We start from the raw sequence: 14,430 nt of genomic DNA, 5'->3' as shown, positions 1-14,430 counted from the left end.
GTTCTGTGACGGCGCCCGGTAAAATGCCCGCCTTCTTAGAAATCCAAGGATGTCCATGCTTTTTGGCAAGCTGCTGCCCCGGGAGGGCAATTTTTTTGAGCTGTTCAACGAGCACGGCAGCCACATCGCGGAAGGCGCGCGCGCCTTCCAGAAGATGATCGAGAACTACGCCGACCCGGCGCTGCGCCAGCAGTACGCCGACGAGGTGGACAAGGAGGAGCATGCCGCGGACCGCATCACCGCCGAGGTGAACCGCCTGCTGCACCGCACCTTCATCACCCCCATCGACCGCGAGCAGATCCACAGCCTGATCAACGCGATGGACGACATCGTCGACCTGCTGCAGGACTCGTCCGAGACGCTGTCCCTCTACGACGTGCGTGCCGTGCCCGAGCAGGTGCTGCAGCTGGCCACGCTCAGCGTGCGCTGCTGCGAGCGCGTGCAGCATGCGGTGACGCTGCTGCCCCACCTGAGCAAGCCGGCCACCACCGAGGCCGCGCTCAAGACCTGCGAGGAGATCGACCGCCTGGAGTCCGACGCCGACCGCGTGATGCGCTCGGCCATGTCGCGCCTGTTCCGCGAGGAAGCCGACGTGCGCGAGCTCATCAAGCTCAAGGCGATCTACGAACAGCTGGAGTCCATCTCCGACCGCTGCGAGGACGTGGCCAATCTGATCGAGGGCATCGTCCTCGAGAACTCCTGATCCGGGAGCGACCATGCCTCAGGCAGAAATCGCCTTCTGGGTGGTGGCCCTGCTCGTCGTGCTGGCCCTGCTGTTCGACTTCATGAACGGCTTCCACGACGCCGCCAACTCCATCGCCACCGTTGTCTCGACCGGCGTGCTCAAGCCGCAGCAGGCCGTGCTGTTCGCGGCCTTCTTCAACGTCGTCGCCATCGGCATCTTCCAGCTCAAGGTGGCGGCCACCGTCGGCAAAGGCATCGTCGAGCCGGGCATCGTGGACCACCACGTCGTCTTCGGCGCGCTGATCGGCGCCATCGCCTGGAACGGCATCACCTGGTGGTGGGGCATCCCGTCGAGCTCGTCGCACGCGCTGATCGGCGGCATCGCCGGCGCCGTCGTCGCCAAGGCCGGCCCGTCGGCGCTGATCGCCGGCGGCATCTGGAAGACGGTGGCCTTCATCATCGTGTCGCCGCTGCTGGGCTATCTGCTGGGCTCGCTGATGATGGTCATCGTGGCCTGGATCTGCCGGCACACGTCGCCGATCCGCGTCGACCGCTGGTTCCGCCGGCTGCAGCTCGTTTCGGCGGGCCTCTATAGCCTGGGCCATGGCGGCAACGACGCGCAGAAGACCATCGGCCTGATCTGGATGCTGCTGATCGCGGCCGGCATGGTCGGCGTCGGCGACAAGGCGCCGCCGACCTGGGTCATCTTCGCCTGCTACGTCGCCATCGGCATGGGCACGATGTTCGGCGGCTGGCGCATCGTGCAGACCATGGGTCAGCGCATCACCAAGCTCAAGCCTGTCGGCGGCTTCTGCGCCGAGACCGGCGGCGCGATCACACTGTTCCTGGCCACGGCCCTGGGCGTGCCGGTGTCGACCACCCACACCATCACCGGCGCCATCGTCGGCGTCGGCTCGGTGCAGCGGCCCTCGGCCGTGCGCTGGGGCGTGGCCGGCAGCATCGTCTGGGCATGGATCTTCACGATCCCGGCCGCGGCGCTGGTGGCCGGCGCCTGCTACTGGATCAGCTTCACGCTGTATTGACCCACCCCCTACGGCCTGACGGCCGCCCCCTCAAGGGGGCGCTGCCAGTGGCCCGGCAAAGCCGGCTCCACGGCAGCCGCTGGAGGGGACGCGGCGCGGGGCGCCGCGACGAACTCAAGGCGTGGCGGACTGCTGCGATTCAAAATAGCGCTGGGCGCTGAAGGCGATGGTCGCCATCAGCGCCGTGCCGCCGATCAGCAGGCAGAGCACGACGCCGATGATGGCGCCCCAGCCGGCCGGCGCGGCGGGCCGCCGCGGGTTGAAGCGCGCGTTCCAGCGCTCGTCCGGCGTCAGGCCGTAGACGATGCCGCCGATCAGCGCCGCGACGAGGCTGATGCCCAGCAGCGGGATCAGCACCCAGGCCAGCCTGTCGTCCTGGCCGAGGTGGTTCATGCGCTGCACGCCGACGAGGCCGAGCAGCGTCGGCAGCGGGAACAGCCAGCCCCAGCGGTCCTTCGGGCCGTGCAGGTAGAAACGGTGCAGGCCGAAGGCGCCGACCCCCAGGGCCAGCCAGGTCGCGACGGCCTTGTGCTTGATGCCCGCGCTCATTCGGCTGCAACCGCGCTGTCGCCCAGGCCGAGCGTGCGCTGCATCAGCACCACGTCCAGCCAGCGGCCGAACTTCCAGCCGGCGCTCTTCAGCACGCCGGTGTGCTGGAAGCCGAGCGCCGTGTGCACGCCGATGGAGCCGGCGTTGGCCGCGTCGCCGATGACGGCCAGCATCTGGCGCGCGCCGGCGGCTTCGCAGCGGGCGATCAGCTCGGCCAGCAGCAGCCGGCCGACGCCTTGGCCCTGGGCGGCCGGCGCGAGGTAGATGGAGTCCTCGACGCAGAAGCGGTAGGCCAGGCGAGGGCGGAAGTAGTTCGCGTAGGCATAGCCGAGAATCTCGCCGCCGCGCTCGGCCACCAGCCAGGGCAGCTGGCGACCCAGCACCTCGGCGCGGCGCCGGCCCATCTCCTCGACGGCGGGGACTTCGGTCTCGAAGGTGCCGGTGCCTTCGCGCACGGCCCGGCCGTAGATGGCCTGGATGGCGGGGAGGTCGGCGTCGGTGCTCGGGCGGATCGTCAGGGGCGTGGCGGCGGAAGGCTGTGACATCTGTCGGTTTCGGAGGCTGCCCGAAAGGGTTTCGTCGAGTTTATAATGCGCGGTTTTGGCGCTGGTCGCGGATGGCCGCGGCGTATCTACAGCGCCTCCCCCGGCAGGGGTTCCTGCCATCGACTTGATCGCTACTTGAGTGTCTCCTCGTGCGGTGGTCGCCCAATTTTTAGGAAACATCATGGTTGTGATTCGTCTGGCTCGCGGCGGCTCCAAGAAGCGCCCCTTCTACAACATCGTCGTCGCCAACAGCCGCCAGCGCCGTGACGGCCGCTTCATCGAGCGCGTCGGCTTCTACAACCCCGTCGCCTCCGGCGCCGCCGAAAAGCTGCGCGTCGAGCAGGACCGCGTGAGCTACTGGATCGGCGTCGGCGCCCAGCTGTCGCCCACCGTCGCCCGCCTGGTGGGCGAGGCCAAGACGGCCGCCGTGGCCCCCGCCGCTGCCGCCTAAGTGCGCGTGGCAGGCAACAAGCCTCAGCAAGACGGCGCCTTGGCGCCGTCTTTTGCTTCATGGCCTGAAGATCTCGTGCCGGTGGGCCGCATCCTCGATGCCTGGGGCATCAAGGGCGGCCTGAAGGTGCAGGCCTACTCGGCCGACGCGGATGCGCTGTTCAGCGCCAAGCGCTGGTATCTGAAATCCACCGGCCCCAAGCCCGGCCAGCTGCAATTGGCCGTGCGCTCGGTGCGCGAGCAGGGCGAGGGCATCGTCGCGATGGCCGAGGGCGTGGACGACCGCAACGCTGCCGAGGCGCTGCGTGGCCACGAAATCCACATCCCCCGCAGCGACTTCCCGCGCACGCCCGACGGCGAGTTCTACTGGGTCGACCTGATCGGCCTGGACGTCGTCAACCGCGAGAGCCAGCCCCTGGGCCGCGTCATCGGCCTGATCGATACGGGCCCGCACGCGGTGCTGCGCATCCTGCCGCCCGGCGTCGAGGAGCCGGCCAAGCCCGACCAGGAGCGGCTGATCCCCTTCGTCGGCGCCTTCGTCGACGACGTGAGTCTCGAGGCGAAGCGGATCACGGTCGACTGGGGCCTCGACTTCTGAAGTCATGCGCTTCGACGTCCTGACGATCTTCCCGGAGCTGTTCGCGCCGCATCTGACGCATGGCGTCACGCGGCGCGCCTTCGAGAGCCGCCAGGTCGACGTGCGGCTGTGGCCGCTGCGCGACTTCGCCGAGGACAACTACCGCCGTGTCGATGACCGGCCCTATGGCGGCGGCCCCGGCATGGTCATGCTGGCGGAGCCGCTGGAGCGCGCGCTCTCGGCCGTGAAGGCCGACCGCGGCGAGGTCGAGCCCGCCGTCATCCACTTCACGCCCACGGGCCGGCGCCTGGACCAGGCCCTGGTGAAGTCGCTCGCCACCGGGCCGGGCGGCGTGCTGCTCTGCGGCCGCTACGAGGGCATCGACCAGCGCGTGCTGGACCGCCACGTCACGCTGGAGATCAGCCTCGGCGACTTCGTGCTGTCCGGCGGCGAGCTGCCGGCGCTCGCGCTGCTGGACGCGGTCGCGCGCCTGCAGGACGGCGTGCTCGGCGACGCCCAGTCCCACCAGCAGGACAGTTTTTCCGAGACCAGCGACGGCCTGCTGGACTGCCCGCATTACAGCCGGCCCGAGGTCCTTCCCGACGGCCGCGAGGTGCCGCCGGTGCTGCTGTCCGGCCACCATGCCGACATCCGGCGCTGGCGCCGTGAGCGTTCGCTGGCGCTGACGGCCGCGCGGCGCCCCGAGCTCCTCGAAGCCGCCCGGGCCGCGGGCCGGCTCAGCAAGGCCGACGAGGCCTTCCTGGCCAAGCTCTAGGCGAAACCCTCAAGCCCGGCTATACTCACGGGCTGTCCGATCCTCTGGCAGGTCGAGTGGCAGGTGAAAACCAGCTGCAAACACCCCGATAAATAGCGGCCCGCCAAGATCCGTAGGAGCACAGATGGACCTGATCCAAACCCTTGAGCAAGAAGAAATTGCTCGCCTGAACAAGACCATTCCGGCCTTCGCCCCCGGCGACACCGTGATCGTCAGCGTCAACGTCGTCGAAGGCAGCCGCAAGCGCGTGCAGGCCTACGAAGGCGTCGTCATCGCCAAGCGCAACCGCGGCCTGAACAGCAGCTTCATCGTCCGCAAGATCTCCAGCGGCGAAGGCGTCGAGCGCACCTTCCAGCTGTACAGCCCGCTGATCGCTTCCATCGAAGTCAAGCGCCGCGGCGATGTCCGTCGTGCCAAGCTGTACTACCTCCGCCAGCGTTCGGGCAAGTCGGCTCGAATCAAAGAGAAATTGGCTTAATCAGCCGGTTCCCACCGCCGAGGCCGCCCGGAGCTACGCTCTCGGCGGCTTTTGTTTTTTCACGCATGAAACGCCCCGCCATCACCCAGCCCCAACTCGTGCCGGTCACGAGCGTCGACAGCCACCTGCCCGCCGTCCCGGCCTCGGCGCTGACGCCGCAGGCCATCCGTGCCCGGCTGCGGGCGCTGCCGTCCTGGACGCCCGAATTTGCCGGCGATGGCGGGCTGTTCGTGGACCGCGAGCCGGCCGGTGCCGCCGTGCTGATGCCCCTCGTGCAGCGCGAGGCCGGCCTGAACCTGTTGCTGACCCGCCGCACCGAACACCTGCGCGACCACGCGGGCCAGATCAGCTTCCCTGGCGGCCGCGTCGAGCCCGAGGACGACGGCCCCGTCGCGACCGCGTTGCGCGAGACCGAGGAGGAGATCGGCCTGCCGCGCAGCTACATCGACATCATCGGCCAGTTGCCCGTCTACTCGACGGTGACGGCCTTCCAGGTGACGCCGGTCGTCGGCCTCGTCGCGCCGGGCTTCACGCTGCAGCTCGACGACTTCGAGGTCGCCGAGGCCTTCGAGGTGCCGCTGGCCTTCCTGATGGACCCGGCCCACCACCAGCACCACCGCTTCGAGTTCGCCGGCGGCGAGCGGCGCTTCCTGTCCATGCCCTGGCAGGGCCCCGAGCGCGAGCACTTCATCTGGGGCGCAACGGCCGCGATGTTGCGCAACCTCTACCGTTTGCTGATTGCGGGCTGAGCGCGCCACTATCATCCCGGCCCATGAATTTCTTCGCGGTGCTGCTGGCCCTGTTGTGTGAGCAACTCAAGCCCTTGAGGCATGGCAACCGCGTGCACCAGTCGGTCATCGGCTGGGTGCGCTGGACGGGCCGCAATTTCGATGCCGGCGACGAGCACCACGCCGCCGTCGTCTGGGCCATCACGGTGCTGGTGCCGGGCCTGGTCGTCACGCTGGTCTATTGGGGCCTGCGCCATTTCAGCCTGCTGCTGGCGCTCGGCCTGGATGTCCTCATCCTCTACCTGACGCTGGGCTTCCGCCAGTTCAGCCACTACTTCACCGACATCCGCGATGCGCTGGAGCGCGGCGACGACGCCACGGCGCGCCAGCTGCTGGCCGAGTGGCGGCATCTGGACGCCAGCGAGCTGCCGCGCACCGAGCTGATCCGCCACGTCATCGAGCATTCGCTGCTCGCGGCCCACCGCCATGTGTTCGGCGTGTTCTTCTGGTTCATCGTCTGCTCCACGGTCGGCCTGGGCCCGGCGGGCGCCATCGTGTACCGCATGGCCGAGTTCGCGAGCCGCTACTGGGCCTTCAAGAGCCGCACGCTGGACGCGCCGACCAACCCGCGCCTGCTCGCGCTGTCGCGCCAGGCCTTCGCCGTCGTCGACCACCTGCCCGCGCGGCTGACCGCCACGGGCTTTGCCATCGTCGGCAACTTCGAGGAGGCGGTGAACGGCTGGCGCCGCGACGCCAGTCTCTGGCTGCATCCCAACGAGGGCATCATCCTCGCGTCCGCGGCCGGTGCCGTCGGCCTGCAGCTGGGCGGTGCGGCGGCGCCCGGCATCACGCCGGACCGCAGCAAGACCTTCGATGCGGGCTCCGAGCCCGACGCCACCGGCGCCGCCGGCTCCACGGCCGGCGCGCCGCCCCAGCTCGCCCATCTGCAGAGCGTCGTCGGCCTCGTCTGGCGCTCCGTCGTGCTGTGGATGCTGCTGCTCGCACTGCTGACCCTGGCCAACCTCGTCGGCTGACCCCGACCACCCGACCCACCCATGAACCTTCCCGAACTGCCGGCCCTGGCCGAGCCCGGTCTTGCCGCGCGCGTGCAGCACGCCATCGACCACAAGACCAAGCCCCTCGGCGCGCTCGGCCGCGTCGAGGCGCTGGCCCTGCAGCTGGCGTTGATCCAGGGCGTCGACAAGCCCGCGCTGCGCCAGCCCCAGCTCGTCGTCTACGCCGCCGACCATGGCCTGTCGCGGCGCGGCGTGTCGGCCTATCCGCGCGAGGTCACGCCGCAGATGGTGGCCAATATGCTGGCCGGCGGCGCGGCCGTGTCGGTGCTGGCGCGCCAGCAAGGCCTGGCGCTGACGATCGCGGACTGCGGCGTCGATGCGCCGCTGGCCGAAGGCGCCGTCGACCTGCGCATCGCGGCCGGCACGGCCGATTCCAGCGCCGGCCCGGCGATGACGATCGAGCAGGCCGAACGCGCGCTGCGCAACGGCATGGCCCTGGTCGAGCGCCTGCCGGGCAATGCGCTGCTGCTCGGCGAGATGGGCATCGGCAACACCTCGTCGGCCAGCCTGTTGATGGCCCGCCTGACCGGCCTGCCGCTGGCCGATTGCGTGGGCCGCGGCACCGGCCTGGACGATGCGGGCGTGGCGCGCAAGCTGGCCGTGCTCGGCGACGCACTGGCCGCCAATGTCGCCGCGCGGACGCCGCTGCAGATCGCCGCGGCGCTGGGTGGCTTCGAGATCCTGACGATGGCCGGCAGCGTCATCGCCGCCGCCGCCAGCTGCCGCGTCGTCGTCGTCGACGGCTTCATCACGACGGCTGCCGTCGCGCTGGCAGAGGCGCTGCGCCCCGGCGTGCTCGCGGCCTGCGTGTTCGCCCACCGCTCGGCCGAAGGCCCGCATGCGCGCTGGCTGCAGCAGTTGGCCGCGCGCCCGCTGCTGGACCTGGACCTGCGCCTCGGCGAGGGCAGCGGTGCGGCGCTGGCCTGGCCGCTGCTGACGGCGGCCTGCGCGCTGCTGACCGAGATGGCCAGCTTCGAGAGCGCCGGGGTCAGCAACCGCGAGTAGGCGGCGTGCGGCTGTTTCTCGTCGCGCTGCAGTTCCTGACGCGGCTGCCGGTGCGGCTGGCGCGCTTCGAGCCGGGCTGGCTCAACGACTGTGTGCGCCACTTCCCGCTCGTCGGCGCGCTGGTCGGCGCGGTCGGTGCGGCCGTGCTGCTTGGCGCGTCCCAGCTCTGGCCCGCCTGGATTGCCGCCGTGCTCGCGCTGGCCGCGACGGTGGCGCTGACGGGCGGCTTCCACGAGGACGGCCTGGCCGACACCTTCGACGCGCTCGGCGGCGTCGTGCCGCGCGACAAGGCGCTGGCCATCATGAAGGACTCGCGCATCGGCAGCTATGGTGCGCTGGCCCTGGGACTGAGCCTGCTGCTGCGTGCGGCGCTGCTGGCCGTGCTGGCGACGCGACCGGTGCTTGGTGCCGTCGCGGCGCTGCTGGCCGGCCATGCCTTCGCACGCGCGGCGGCGGTCGGCGTCATGGTCGGCCTGCCCTACGGCGGCGACGTGGACCACGCCAAGGCCAAGCCGCTGGCGCTGGCCGTTGCGCCGCGCAACCTCGGCATCGCGCTGGGCTGGTGCGGCCTGCTGGCGCTGACGCTGGCGGCCTGCGGGGTTCCGCCGCCGCGCCTGCTGCTGGCCCTTGCCGCGGCGCTGCTCGTCGCCTGGGCGATGCGGCAGTGGCTGAAGCGCCGCCTGGGCGGCTACACGGGCGACGGCCTGGGCGCGACCGAGCAGTTGACCGAGATTGCCGTGCTGCTGGCGTTCACGGCCTCGCTCTGATGCCGGCCTTCACGATCTGGCGCCACCCCAGGCCGCGCGGTGCGGCGGGGCGCTGCATCGGCGGTCGGACCGACCTGCCCGTCGACCCACGCAAGGCCAAGCGCCTGGCCCATCGCATCCGCGCCCACGCGCGGCGCCACGGCCTGCCGCGTGAGGTCGTCACGTCGCCGCTGGCGCGCGCGGCCGACGTGGGGCGCTGGCTGCGGCGCTGGGGCTTTCTCTGGCGGGTGGACGCGACGCTGGCCGAGATGGATTTCGGCGCCTGGGACGGCCGGCCCTGGGCGAGCATTCCGGCGCCCGAGTTCGAGCGCTGGATGGCCGACTTCTGCGGCTTCGATTTCGATGGCGGCGAGCCGTTGGCCCGGCTCCTCGACCGCGCCGCCGCCTGGCAGCCGTGCTGTGCGCTGGTCGTCGGGCATGGCGGCTGGATCAATGCGCGGCAGTGGCGGGGCGGCGTGCCGGCACCGGCCAGCTGGCCGCCGCCGCCCGCCTATGGCCGGCCTACTTCAATACCGTCTGCTGCATGAACAGGACGGTCGCGTAGATCTGGAAATCCTGGTTCTCCTTCTTCTGGAAACCATGGCCTTCGTTCTCGGCGCGCAGATACCAGACCGGCGTGCCGCCCTCGCGGACCTTGGCGACGATCTGCTCGGCCTCGGTATAGGGCACGCGCGGGTCGTTGCGGCCCTGCACGACGAACAGCGGCTTCTTGATCCTGGCCACATTGGTCAGCGGCGAGATCTTGTCCAGGTGGGCGCGCATGGCCGGGTCGCGTTCGTCGCCGTACTCGACGCGGCGCAGGTCGCGGCGGTAGCTCTCGGTGTTGTTCAGGAAGGTCACGAAGTGCGAGATGCCGACCACGTCGATGGCGCCGGCGATGCGGTCGGCATAGTGCGTCGACACGGCCAGCGTCATATAGCCGCCGTAGCTGCCGCCGGTGACGAGCACGCGCGAGGCGTCGAGGTCCGGCTGCGTGGCGATCCAGTCCAGCAGCGCGCCGATGTCCTTCACCGAGTCCTCGCGCTTGAAGCCGTTGTCCATCGCCAGGAAGCTTTTGCCGTAGCCGGCCGAGCCCCGCACATTGGGCTGGATCAGCGCCATGCCCAGCTCCTGCACGTAGTAGGCATTGCGGCCCAGGAAGCCCATCTGCGCCTGCGACTCGGGGCCACCGTGGATGGCGATCAGCACCGGGCGCCTGCCGCTGAACTTCGCGGGCGGCGGCGTCAGCAGGCCGGAGATGGTGGTGCCGTCGAAGCTCTTCCAGCGCACGATCTTCTGTTCGCTGAAGCCGGAGGTGTCGATGCCGGGCGGCGCGTAGGCACGCGTCCACTGCTGCAGCCTGCCGTCGGCGGCCAGGGAATAGACCTGGCCCGGCCCCTGCGCGTTGCTGACCGAGAAGGCCAGCTCGGCGCGGGCGTGGTCGTAGTGGGCGGCGCCGACATTGCCGGCCGGCAGCGCCGGGGCGGGCAGCTCCCTGGCCGTGGCGGCGTCGAAGAAATGCAGCTCCTCGCGGCCGTCGACATTGAACCGGGCGGCCAGCTTGCGGCCGTCGTCCGTCAGCGAGACGCCGCTGACGTCCCAGGGGATGTGGCCGCTGACGCGCTCGATGCGGCCGCTGTCCAGGTCCAGCCGCGCCAGCTCGCGGAACTCGCCGGCGCGGTCGGTGGCGATCCACAGCGTGCGGCCGTCGGGCGCCCAGCCGACCGGCGCATAGGCCGCCCTGGCCTCCTGGCTGCCGGCGGCCGGCGCGACCTGCCTGGGCACGCCGCTGTCCAGGTCCAGCATCCAGACCTGCGATTCGTTGGCCGACAGATAGCGGGTCAGCGCGACGAGGCGTTCGTCCGGCGAGGCCTGGCTTGCGCTCCAGCCGCCGCCGTCCAGTTCGGCGAGCTTGCGCCGGCCCTCGGGCTTCTCGGGGTCCATCAGCCACAGCGTCGTCGTGATCCTGCTGCGCGTGCCGCCCTGGGCCGTGCGGTCGATGGGTACGGCGGAGTAGATGAGCTGGCCGCTCCTGCGCAGCCAGGCGTTCATCGCGTGGCGCTCGTCGGGCGACGTCAGCAGCACGGGCTGGGCGCCGGCCTGGTCCAGCGGCAGGCGGTAGAGCTGCGCGACCTCGTTGCCGCCGATGGCGCGCTCGAAGACGGCGTAGCGGCCGCTGCGGGGCTCGTAGCTCGCCTGCGTCACCGGGTCGATGCCGTCCGTCAGCTGCTCGCCGTCGGCCAGCGGCGCCGTCACGCGGAACAGCTGCGCCGTGTTGGCGCCGGCCTTGCGGTGGCTGACCAGCATCTCGCGCCGCGTCGGGTGCCAGTCGGCGAAGCCATGGCCGCGGAAGTCGTTGTAGCGGCCGACGGCGTCGGCCAGGCTCTGCGGCACGGGCGGGATGCCCTGGACGAAGAGGTTGGCGTTGGGCGCCACGGTGGCTTCCGGCGCTTTTGGCGCAGCGGCGCAGGCCGCCAGCAGCGTGATGCCGAGGGCACAGAGGGAGAGACGGATCATGGAGGGCCTTGGAAAACGGAATGGGCGCTTGGAGCGCCCATTTTGGTGGGGCTGCGGGTCAGATCTAACCCGCTGTGAGTTGGGTCATGCCGTCTGCTGGATGCCGGCGATCAGCCAGCCGTCGTCGGCCTTGGCGAGGTGCCAGACCTCGTCGAAATCCGTGGCCGCCTGCTGGCTGTCCTCGCGCACCAGGCCCCGGAAGCGCACCGACACGAGCTGCTCGCCGTTCTCCGTCGCCATGTCGATGACGCCGGCGTCGAGCTGCAGCACCTCGGTGCGCTGGATGGCGCCGCCGCGTTCCAGCAGTTCGTGCTGGATGCTGGCGTACATCTGCGGCGTCGTGAAGCGGCGCAGGTCGGCCTGGTCGCCGGCATCGTTGGCGGCCTGCAGGCGGATGAAGACCTGCTTGGCCAGCGTCTCGAAGCCTGCGGCGTCGAAGCCGGCCAGCAGCGCCGACGAGCCACCCACGGCGGATTGAGGCTGGAAGGCGGGCTGGACGAGCTGGGCCTGGGGCTGGGCGGCCTCGAAGTTCATGCCGTTGGCGCCGGCCAGCCGGGCCTTGGGCGCGGCGAAGCGGCGCAGCAGGAAGCGGATGGCGATCACCGCCACGAAGCCCAGCAGCAGCATCGTCATGAGGTTGGCCAGGCCCTCGCCGAAACCGAAATGGCTGGCCAGCGCGGCGATGCCGAGGCCGGCGGCCAGGCCGGCGAGCGGGCCCATCCAGGAGCGCTTGGGCGCGGCGGCGGGCTGGGGCGCGGGCTTGGCCGGGGCGGCCTGCTGCGGTGCCGCCGGCTGCCGGGCGGGCGGCATGTTGGGGGTGGTCTGCGTCGGGGTGCTGCGTTTCATGCCGCCACTGCCCAGGCGCTTGGCCTCGGCGTCGTGGACGGGCAGGGCGAAGGCCAGCAGGGCGGCGAGGCTGACGGCAAGGATGCGGTTCAAGCGAGTCTCCGGAAAGCGTGGGAAGCAGCCGGACAGCTGCCGGCGAGACTCAGGATTTTCAAGCGTCCCGGATGTCGGCAACTACGGTTTCTCCGAAGTCTGGCCGCAACAGAAACCGAACAATCGAGGCCGCCGTGGCTTCGGCCGTCTGCAGCTGTCCGCCGTCCTTCAGACCCTGGAAGCGGGCCCGCTCCGGGAAGCGGGCCGGGTCGGCACCGCGCAGCTGGACCTGCATGTCGGTGTCGATGACGCCGGGGGCCAGCGACACGATGCCGACATCCGGCGCCTCCAGCGCCAGCGCACGGCTGAGGTGGTCCAGCCCGGCCTTGACCGCGCAGTAGCTCGCGCTGCCGGCCATCGCGCGGCGGCCCAGACCGGAGGAGATGTTGAGGATGCGCCGCCGCGGCACGCCGGCCGTCTCGGCGAGGAAGACGCGGCTGAGCAGCACCGGTGCCTCCAGCCCGACCCGCAGCGCCGCGGACAGGCCGGCCAGGTCGCTGGCCGCCAGCGGGCCGGGCTCGCTCAGCAGCGCGGCGTTGTTGATCAGCGTGGCGCTCTGCCAGCCGGTGTGGGCGCGCAGCCAAGCCTGCAGGCGTTCGGCGGCGGGCAGCGGGTCGGCCAGGTCCAGCGCCCATTGCTCGGCCTGCAGAGCCGGGTTGGCGCTGCGGGCGATGCCGACGACGGTGTTGCCGGGCTGGGCCAATTGCCTGGCGAGGGCGGTGCCGAGGCCGCGCGAGCTGCCGGTGACGATGTAGAGATGCATTCAGAACTCCGGTGGGCAGACGAAGTGGTGGCCGCCGATGTGCAGCTCGCTGGCGTGCAGCAGCAGGCGCGGGCTGGTGGCGGCGATGTCGGGCTCGGCATAGAGGGCATCGCCGAGTATGGCGTGGCCGAGGTGGGCGAGGTGCACGCGCAGCTGGTGGCTGCGGCCGGTCAGCGGCTCCAGCGCGACGCGGGTGTGGCCGCCCTCGTGGGCCAGCACGCGCCAGCGCGTCTGCGAGGGCTTGCCCTGTTCCAGGTCGACTTGCTGGCGCGGCCGGTTGGGCCAGTCGGCGCCCAGCGGCAGGTCGATCAGGCCTTCGCCTTCCAGGTGCCCGGCGACGACGGCGACATAGGTCTTGCCGACGCGGCGCCCGGCGAAGTCGGCGCTGAGCTCACGCTGCGCATCGGGGCCGCGTGCGAACAGCAGCAGGCCGGATGTGGCCTGGTCGAGGCGGTGCACGATCAGCGCGTCGGGGTAGGCGGCCTGCACGCGGGCGCTGGCGCAGTCGGACTCGGTGCGGCCCGGCACGCTGAGCAGGCCGGCGGGCTTGTCGATGACGACCAGGCGGTCGTCGGCGTGGACGATGCGCATCATCGCGATGACACGAGGATGCCGGCCGCGATGAGCGCGAAGGCCAGGCCGTGGTACCAGGCCGGCGCCGTGCCGAGCAGGGCGGCCGAGATGACGGCGGCGAACACCGGCGTCAGGTTGACGAAGAAGCCCGCCAGCGCCGGCCCCGCCTCGGCCACGCCCAGGCCCCAGCAGCGGTAGGCGATCAGCGAGGGGCCGATGGCGACGTAGAACAGCGCCGCGACGAGGGCCGGGCTCCAGTGGATGGCGGCCGGTGCGACGACCTGCTCGATGCCGGCCGACAGGCCCGAGAAGACGGCACCGAACATCAGCTGGGCCATCAGCGCCTCGGCCCAGTTCCAGTCGGGCTTCTCGCCGGGCCCCAGGCCCCGTGCCGGCCGTGCCAGCCGCCACGAGTAGAGGGCCCAGGTGAAGAGGGCCAGCAGCATCAGCAGGTCACCCGGCACGAAGTGCACGGCCAGCAGGGCCGCCGGGTCGCCGCGTGCGATGACGACGGCCACGCCCAGCAGCGACAGGCCGGCGCCGGCGAGCTGACGCCGCGTCGGCCTGACGCCGTAGGCGAGGGCGCCCACGCCCAGCATCCACACCGGCATGCTGGCGGTGATCAGCGTCACGTTCAGCGGCGACGAGGTGTGCAGCGCGAGGTATTGCAGCGCGTTGTAGCAACCCATGCCGAGAAAACCGAGCCAGGCCAGGCCGCGCCAGCGTGCCAGCGCCGGGCGCGGGTCGGCCAGCAGCCGCCAGGCCAGCGGCGCGAGCAGCAGCAGGGCCAGCGCCCAGCGCAGCGCGTTCAGCGTCAGCGGCGGGATGGCGTCGCGCACCATGCGGCCGACGACGGCATTGCCGGCCCAGAACAGCGGCGGCAGCGTCAACAGCAGGGCAAGGCGTGGGGTCAGCTTCACGGGGTGCGGCGCGGCAGGCAAAGGGCTGGCACGATAGCCGACAACTCAACGAGGAGAGAGCT

General features: G+C 71.1%; 18 protein-coding genes. 11 read left to right on the top strand and 7 right to left on the bottom strand.

Translation table 11 applies throughout. The features are described from left to right. The first annotated feature begins 55 nt into the window (after positions 1-55). Both NYP07_RS16575 and NYP07_RS16570 read left to right on the top strand, forming a co-directional pair. On the top strand, positions 56-703 hold the full coding sequence (locus NYP07_RS16575; protein ID WP_268152452.1) for a DUF47 domain-containing protein: 648 nt from the start codon (positions 56-58) through the stop codon (positions 701-703). A 13-nt stretch (positions 704-716) separates the two neighbouring features. Next, the gene (locus tag NYP07_RS16570) at positions 717-1,727 is read left to right on the top strand and encodes an inorganic phosphate transporter (RefSeq protein WP_268152366.1); all 1,011 of its coding nucleotides are present in this window, start codon (positions 717-719) and stop codon (positions 1,725-1,727) included. Positions 1,728-1,841: 114 nt separating this feature from the next. Here NYP07_RS16570 and NYP07_RS16565 read toward each other — a convergent pair whose 3' ends face one another. Both NYP07_RS16565 and NYP07_RS16560 read right to left on the bottom strand, forming a co-directional pair. Then, positions 1,842-2,276 (bottom strand): TM2 domain-containing protein, encoded by a 435-nt coding sequence (locus NYP07_RS16565; protein ID WP_268152364.1) that lies wholly within the window; start codon positions 2,274-2,276, stop codon positions 1,842-1,844. After that, positions 2,273-2,821 carry a GNAT family N-acetyltransferase gene (locus NYP07_RS16560; RefSeq protein WP_268152362.1) on the bottom strand — a complete coding sequence of 183 codons (549 nt, stop codon included), beginning with the start codon at positions 2,819-2,821 and terminating at the stop codon, positions 2,273-2,275. Before NYP07_RS16560 ends, NYP07_RS16565 begins: the two co-directional genes overlap by 4 nt. Positions 2,822-3,002: 181 nt before the next feature. Between NYP07_RS16560 and rpsP the strand changes: the two genes are divergently transcribed. The 9 genes from rpsP to NYP07_RS16515 all read left to right on the top strand — a co-directional run bounded on the left by rpsP (position 3,003) and on the right by NYP07_RS16515 (position 9,204). Continuing rightward, positions 3,003-3,272, top strand: a complete 270-nt coding sequence (gene rpsP, locus NYP07_RS16555; RefSeq protein WP_268152360.1) for a 30S ribosomal protein S16 — start codon at positions 3,003-3,005, stop codon at positions 3,270-3,272. An 81-nt stretch (positions 3,273-3,353) separates the two neighbouring features. Further along, positions 3,354-3,869, top strand: a complete 516-nt coding sequence (gene rimM / locus NYP07_RS16550) for a ribosome maturation factor RimM (RefSeq protein ID WP_268152358.1) — start codon at positions 3,354-3,356, stop codon at positions 3,867-3,869. Positions 3,870-3,873: 4 nt separating this feature from the next. Next, positions 3,874-4,623, top strand: a complete 750-nt coding sequence (trmD, locus tag NYP07_RS16545; protein ID WP_268152356.1) for a tRNA (guanosine(37)-N1)-methyltransferase TrmD — start codon at positions 3,874-3,876, stop codon at positions 4,621-4,623. 124 nt (positions 4,624-4,747) lie between these two features. Further along, positions 4,748-5,101 (top strand): 50S ribosomal protein L19, encoded by a 354-nt coding sequence (gene rplS / locus NYP07_RS16540; RefSeq protein WP_268152354.1) that lies wholly within the window; start codon positions 4,748-4,750, stop codon positions 5,099-5,101. Between the two features lie 65 nt (positions 5,102-5,166). Next, complete coding sequence (locus NYP07_RS16535; RefSeq protein WP_268152352.1) at positions 5,167-5,850, top strand: CoA pyrophosphatase; 684 nt, start codon at positions 5,167-5,169, stop codon at positions 5,848-5,850. 23 nt (positions 5,851-5,873) lie between these two features. Further along, positions 5,874-6,863, top strand: coding sequence for a CobD/CbiB family protein (locus tag NYP07_RS16530; protein WP_268152350.1), 990 nt, complete (start codon positions 5,874-5,876; stop codon positions 6,861-6,863). 21 nt (positions 6,864-6,884) lie between these two features. Then, a complete protein-coding gene (cobT, locus tag NYP07_RS16525) occupies positions 6,885-7,910 on the top strand; it encodes a nicotinate-nucleotide--dimethylbenzimidazole phosphoribosyltransferase (RefSeq protein ID WP_268152348.1) in 1,026 nt (341 codons plus the stop codon). A gap of 5 nt (positions 7,911-7,915) precedes the next feature. Then, positions 7,916-8,677 carry an adenosylcobinamide-GDP ribazoletransferase gene (cobS, locus tag NYP07_RS16520; protein ID WP_268152346.1) on the top strand — a complete coding sequence of 254 codons (762 nt, stop codon included), beginning with the start codon at positions 7,916-7,918 and terminating at the stop codon, positions 8,675-8,677. Beyond that, positions 8,677-9,204: a histidine phosphatase family protein gene (locus tag NYP07_RS16515; RefSeq protein WP_268152344.1), complete on the top strand. Its 528-nt coding sequence runs from the start codon at positions 8,677-8,679 to the stop codon at positions 9,202-9,204. Before cobS ends, NYP07_RS16515 begins: the two co-directional genes overlap by 1 nt. Here NYP07_RS16515 and NYP07_RS16510 read toward each other — a convergent pair. The 5 genes from NYP07_RS16510 to NYP07_RS16490 form a co-directional block, all read right to left on the bottom strand. After that, the gene (locus tag NYP07_RS16510) at positions 9,179-11,173 is read right to left on the bottom strand and encodes a S9 family peptidase (protein ID WP_268152343.1); all 1,995 of its coding nucleotides are present in this window, start codon (positions 11,171-11,173) and stop codon (positions 9,179-9,181) included. The genes NYP07_RS16515 and NYP07_RS16510 overlap by 26 nt on opposite strands. 84 nt (positions 11,174-11,257) lie before the next feature. Next, on the bottom strand, positions 11,258-12,112 hold the full coding sequence (locus NYP07_RS16505; RefSeq protein WP_268152342.1) for a Tim44 domain-containing protein: 855 nt from the start codon (positions 12,110-12,112) through the stop codon (positions 11,258-11,260). 58 nt (positions 12,113-12,170) lie between these two features. Then, positions 12,171-12,875: an SDR family NAD(P)-dependent oxidoreductase gene (locus NYP07_RS16500; RefSeq protein WP_268152341.1), complete on the bottom strand. Its 705-nt coding sequence runs from the start codon at positions 12,873-12,875 to the stop codon at positions 12,171-12,173. Next, positions 12,876-13,469 carry an RluA family pseudouridine synthase gene (locus NYP07_RS16495; protein ID WP_268152340.1) on the bottom strand — a complete coding sequence of 198 codons (594 nt, stop codon included), beginning with the start codon at positions 13,467-13,469 and terminating at the stop codon, positions 12,876-12,878. Continuing rightward, positions 13,466-14,368 carry a DMT family transporter gene (locus NYP07_RS16490; RefSeq protein WP_268152338.1) on the bottom strand — a complete coding sequence of 301 codons (903 nt, stop codon included), beginning with the start codon at positions 14,366-14,368 and terminating at the stop codon, positions 13,466-13,468. Before NYP07_RS16490 ends, NYP07_RS16495 begins: the two co-directional genes overlap by 4 nt. Positions 14,369-14,430 lie beyond the last annotated feature (62 nt).

Source organism: Pelomonas aquatica, from assembly GCF_026712205.1.
GTDB classification, from domain to species: domain Bacteria; phylum Pseudomonadota; class Gammaproteobacteria; order Burkholderiales; family Burkholderiaceae_C; genus Pelomonas; species Pelomonas aquatica.
Note: the sequence above shows the minus strand (reverse complement) of the source record. Positions and strands in the feature narration are given on the sequence as shown.

Excerpts from the sequence above, each read along its gene's own strand:
- NYP07_RS16575 (WP_268152452.1), top strand. The coding sequence starts at position 56 with ATGCTTTTTGGCAAGCTGCTGCCCCGGGAGGGCAATTTTTTTGAGCTG.
- NYP07_RS16570 (WP_268152366.1), top strand. The coding sequence starts at position 717 with ATGCCTCAGGCAGAAATCGCCTTCTGGGTGGTGGCCCTGCTCGTCGTG.
- NYP07_RS16565 (WP_268152364.1), bottom strand. The coding sequence starts at position 2,276 with ATGAGCGCGGGCATCAAGCACAAGGCCGTCGCGACCTGGCTGGCCCTG.
- NYP07_RS16560 (WP_268152362.1), bottom strand. The coding sequence starts at position 2,821 with ATGTCACAGCCTTCCGCCGCCACGCCCCTGACGATCCGCCCGAGCACC.
- rpsP (WP_268152360.1), top strand. The coding sequence starts at position 3,003 with ATGGTTGTGATTCGTCTGGCTCGCGGCGGCTCCAAGAAGCGCCCCTTC.
- trmD (WP_268152356.1), top strand. The coding sequence starts at position 3,874 with ATGCGCTTCGACGTCCTGACGATCTTCCCGGAGCTGTTCGCGCCGCAT.
- rplS (WP_268152354.1), top strand. The coding sequence starts at position 4,748 with ATGGACCTGATCCAAACCCTTGAGCAAGAAGAAATTGCTCGCCTGAAC.
- NYP07_RS16535 (WP_268152352.1), top strand. The coding sequence starts at position 5,167 with ATGAAACGCCCCGCCATCACCCAGCCCCAACTCGTGCCGGTCACGAGC.
- NYP07_RS16530 (WP_268152350.1), top strand. The coding sequence starts at position 5,874 with ATGAATTTCTTCGCGGTGCTGCTGGCCCTGTTGTGTGAGCAACTCAAG.
- cobT (WP_268152348.1), top strand. The coding sequence starts at position 6,885 with ATGAACCTTCCCGAACTGCCGGCCCTGGCCGAGCCCGGTCTTGCCGCG.
- NYP07_RS16515 (WP_268152344.1), top strand. The coding sequence starts at position 8,677 with ATGCCGGCCTTCACGATCTGGCGCCACCCCAGGCCGCGCGGTGCGGCG.
- NYP07_RS16510 (WP_268152343.1), bottom strand. The coding sequence starts at position 11,173 with ATGATCCGTCTCTCCCTCTGTGCCCTCGGCATCACGCTGCTGGCGGCC.
- NYP07_RS16500 (WP_268152341.1), bottom strand. The coding sequence starts at position 12,875 with ATGCATCTCTACATCGTCACCGGCAGCTCGCGCGGCCTCGGCACCGCC.
- NYP07_RS16495 (WP_268152340.1), bottom strand. The coding sequence starts at position 13,469 with ATGATGCGCATCGTCCACGCCGACGACCGCCTGGTCGTCATCGACAAG.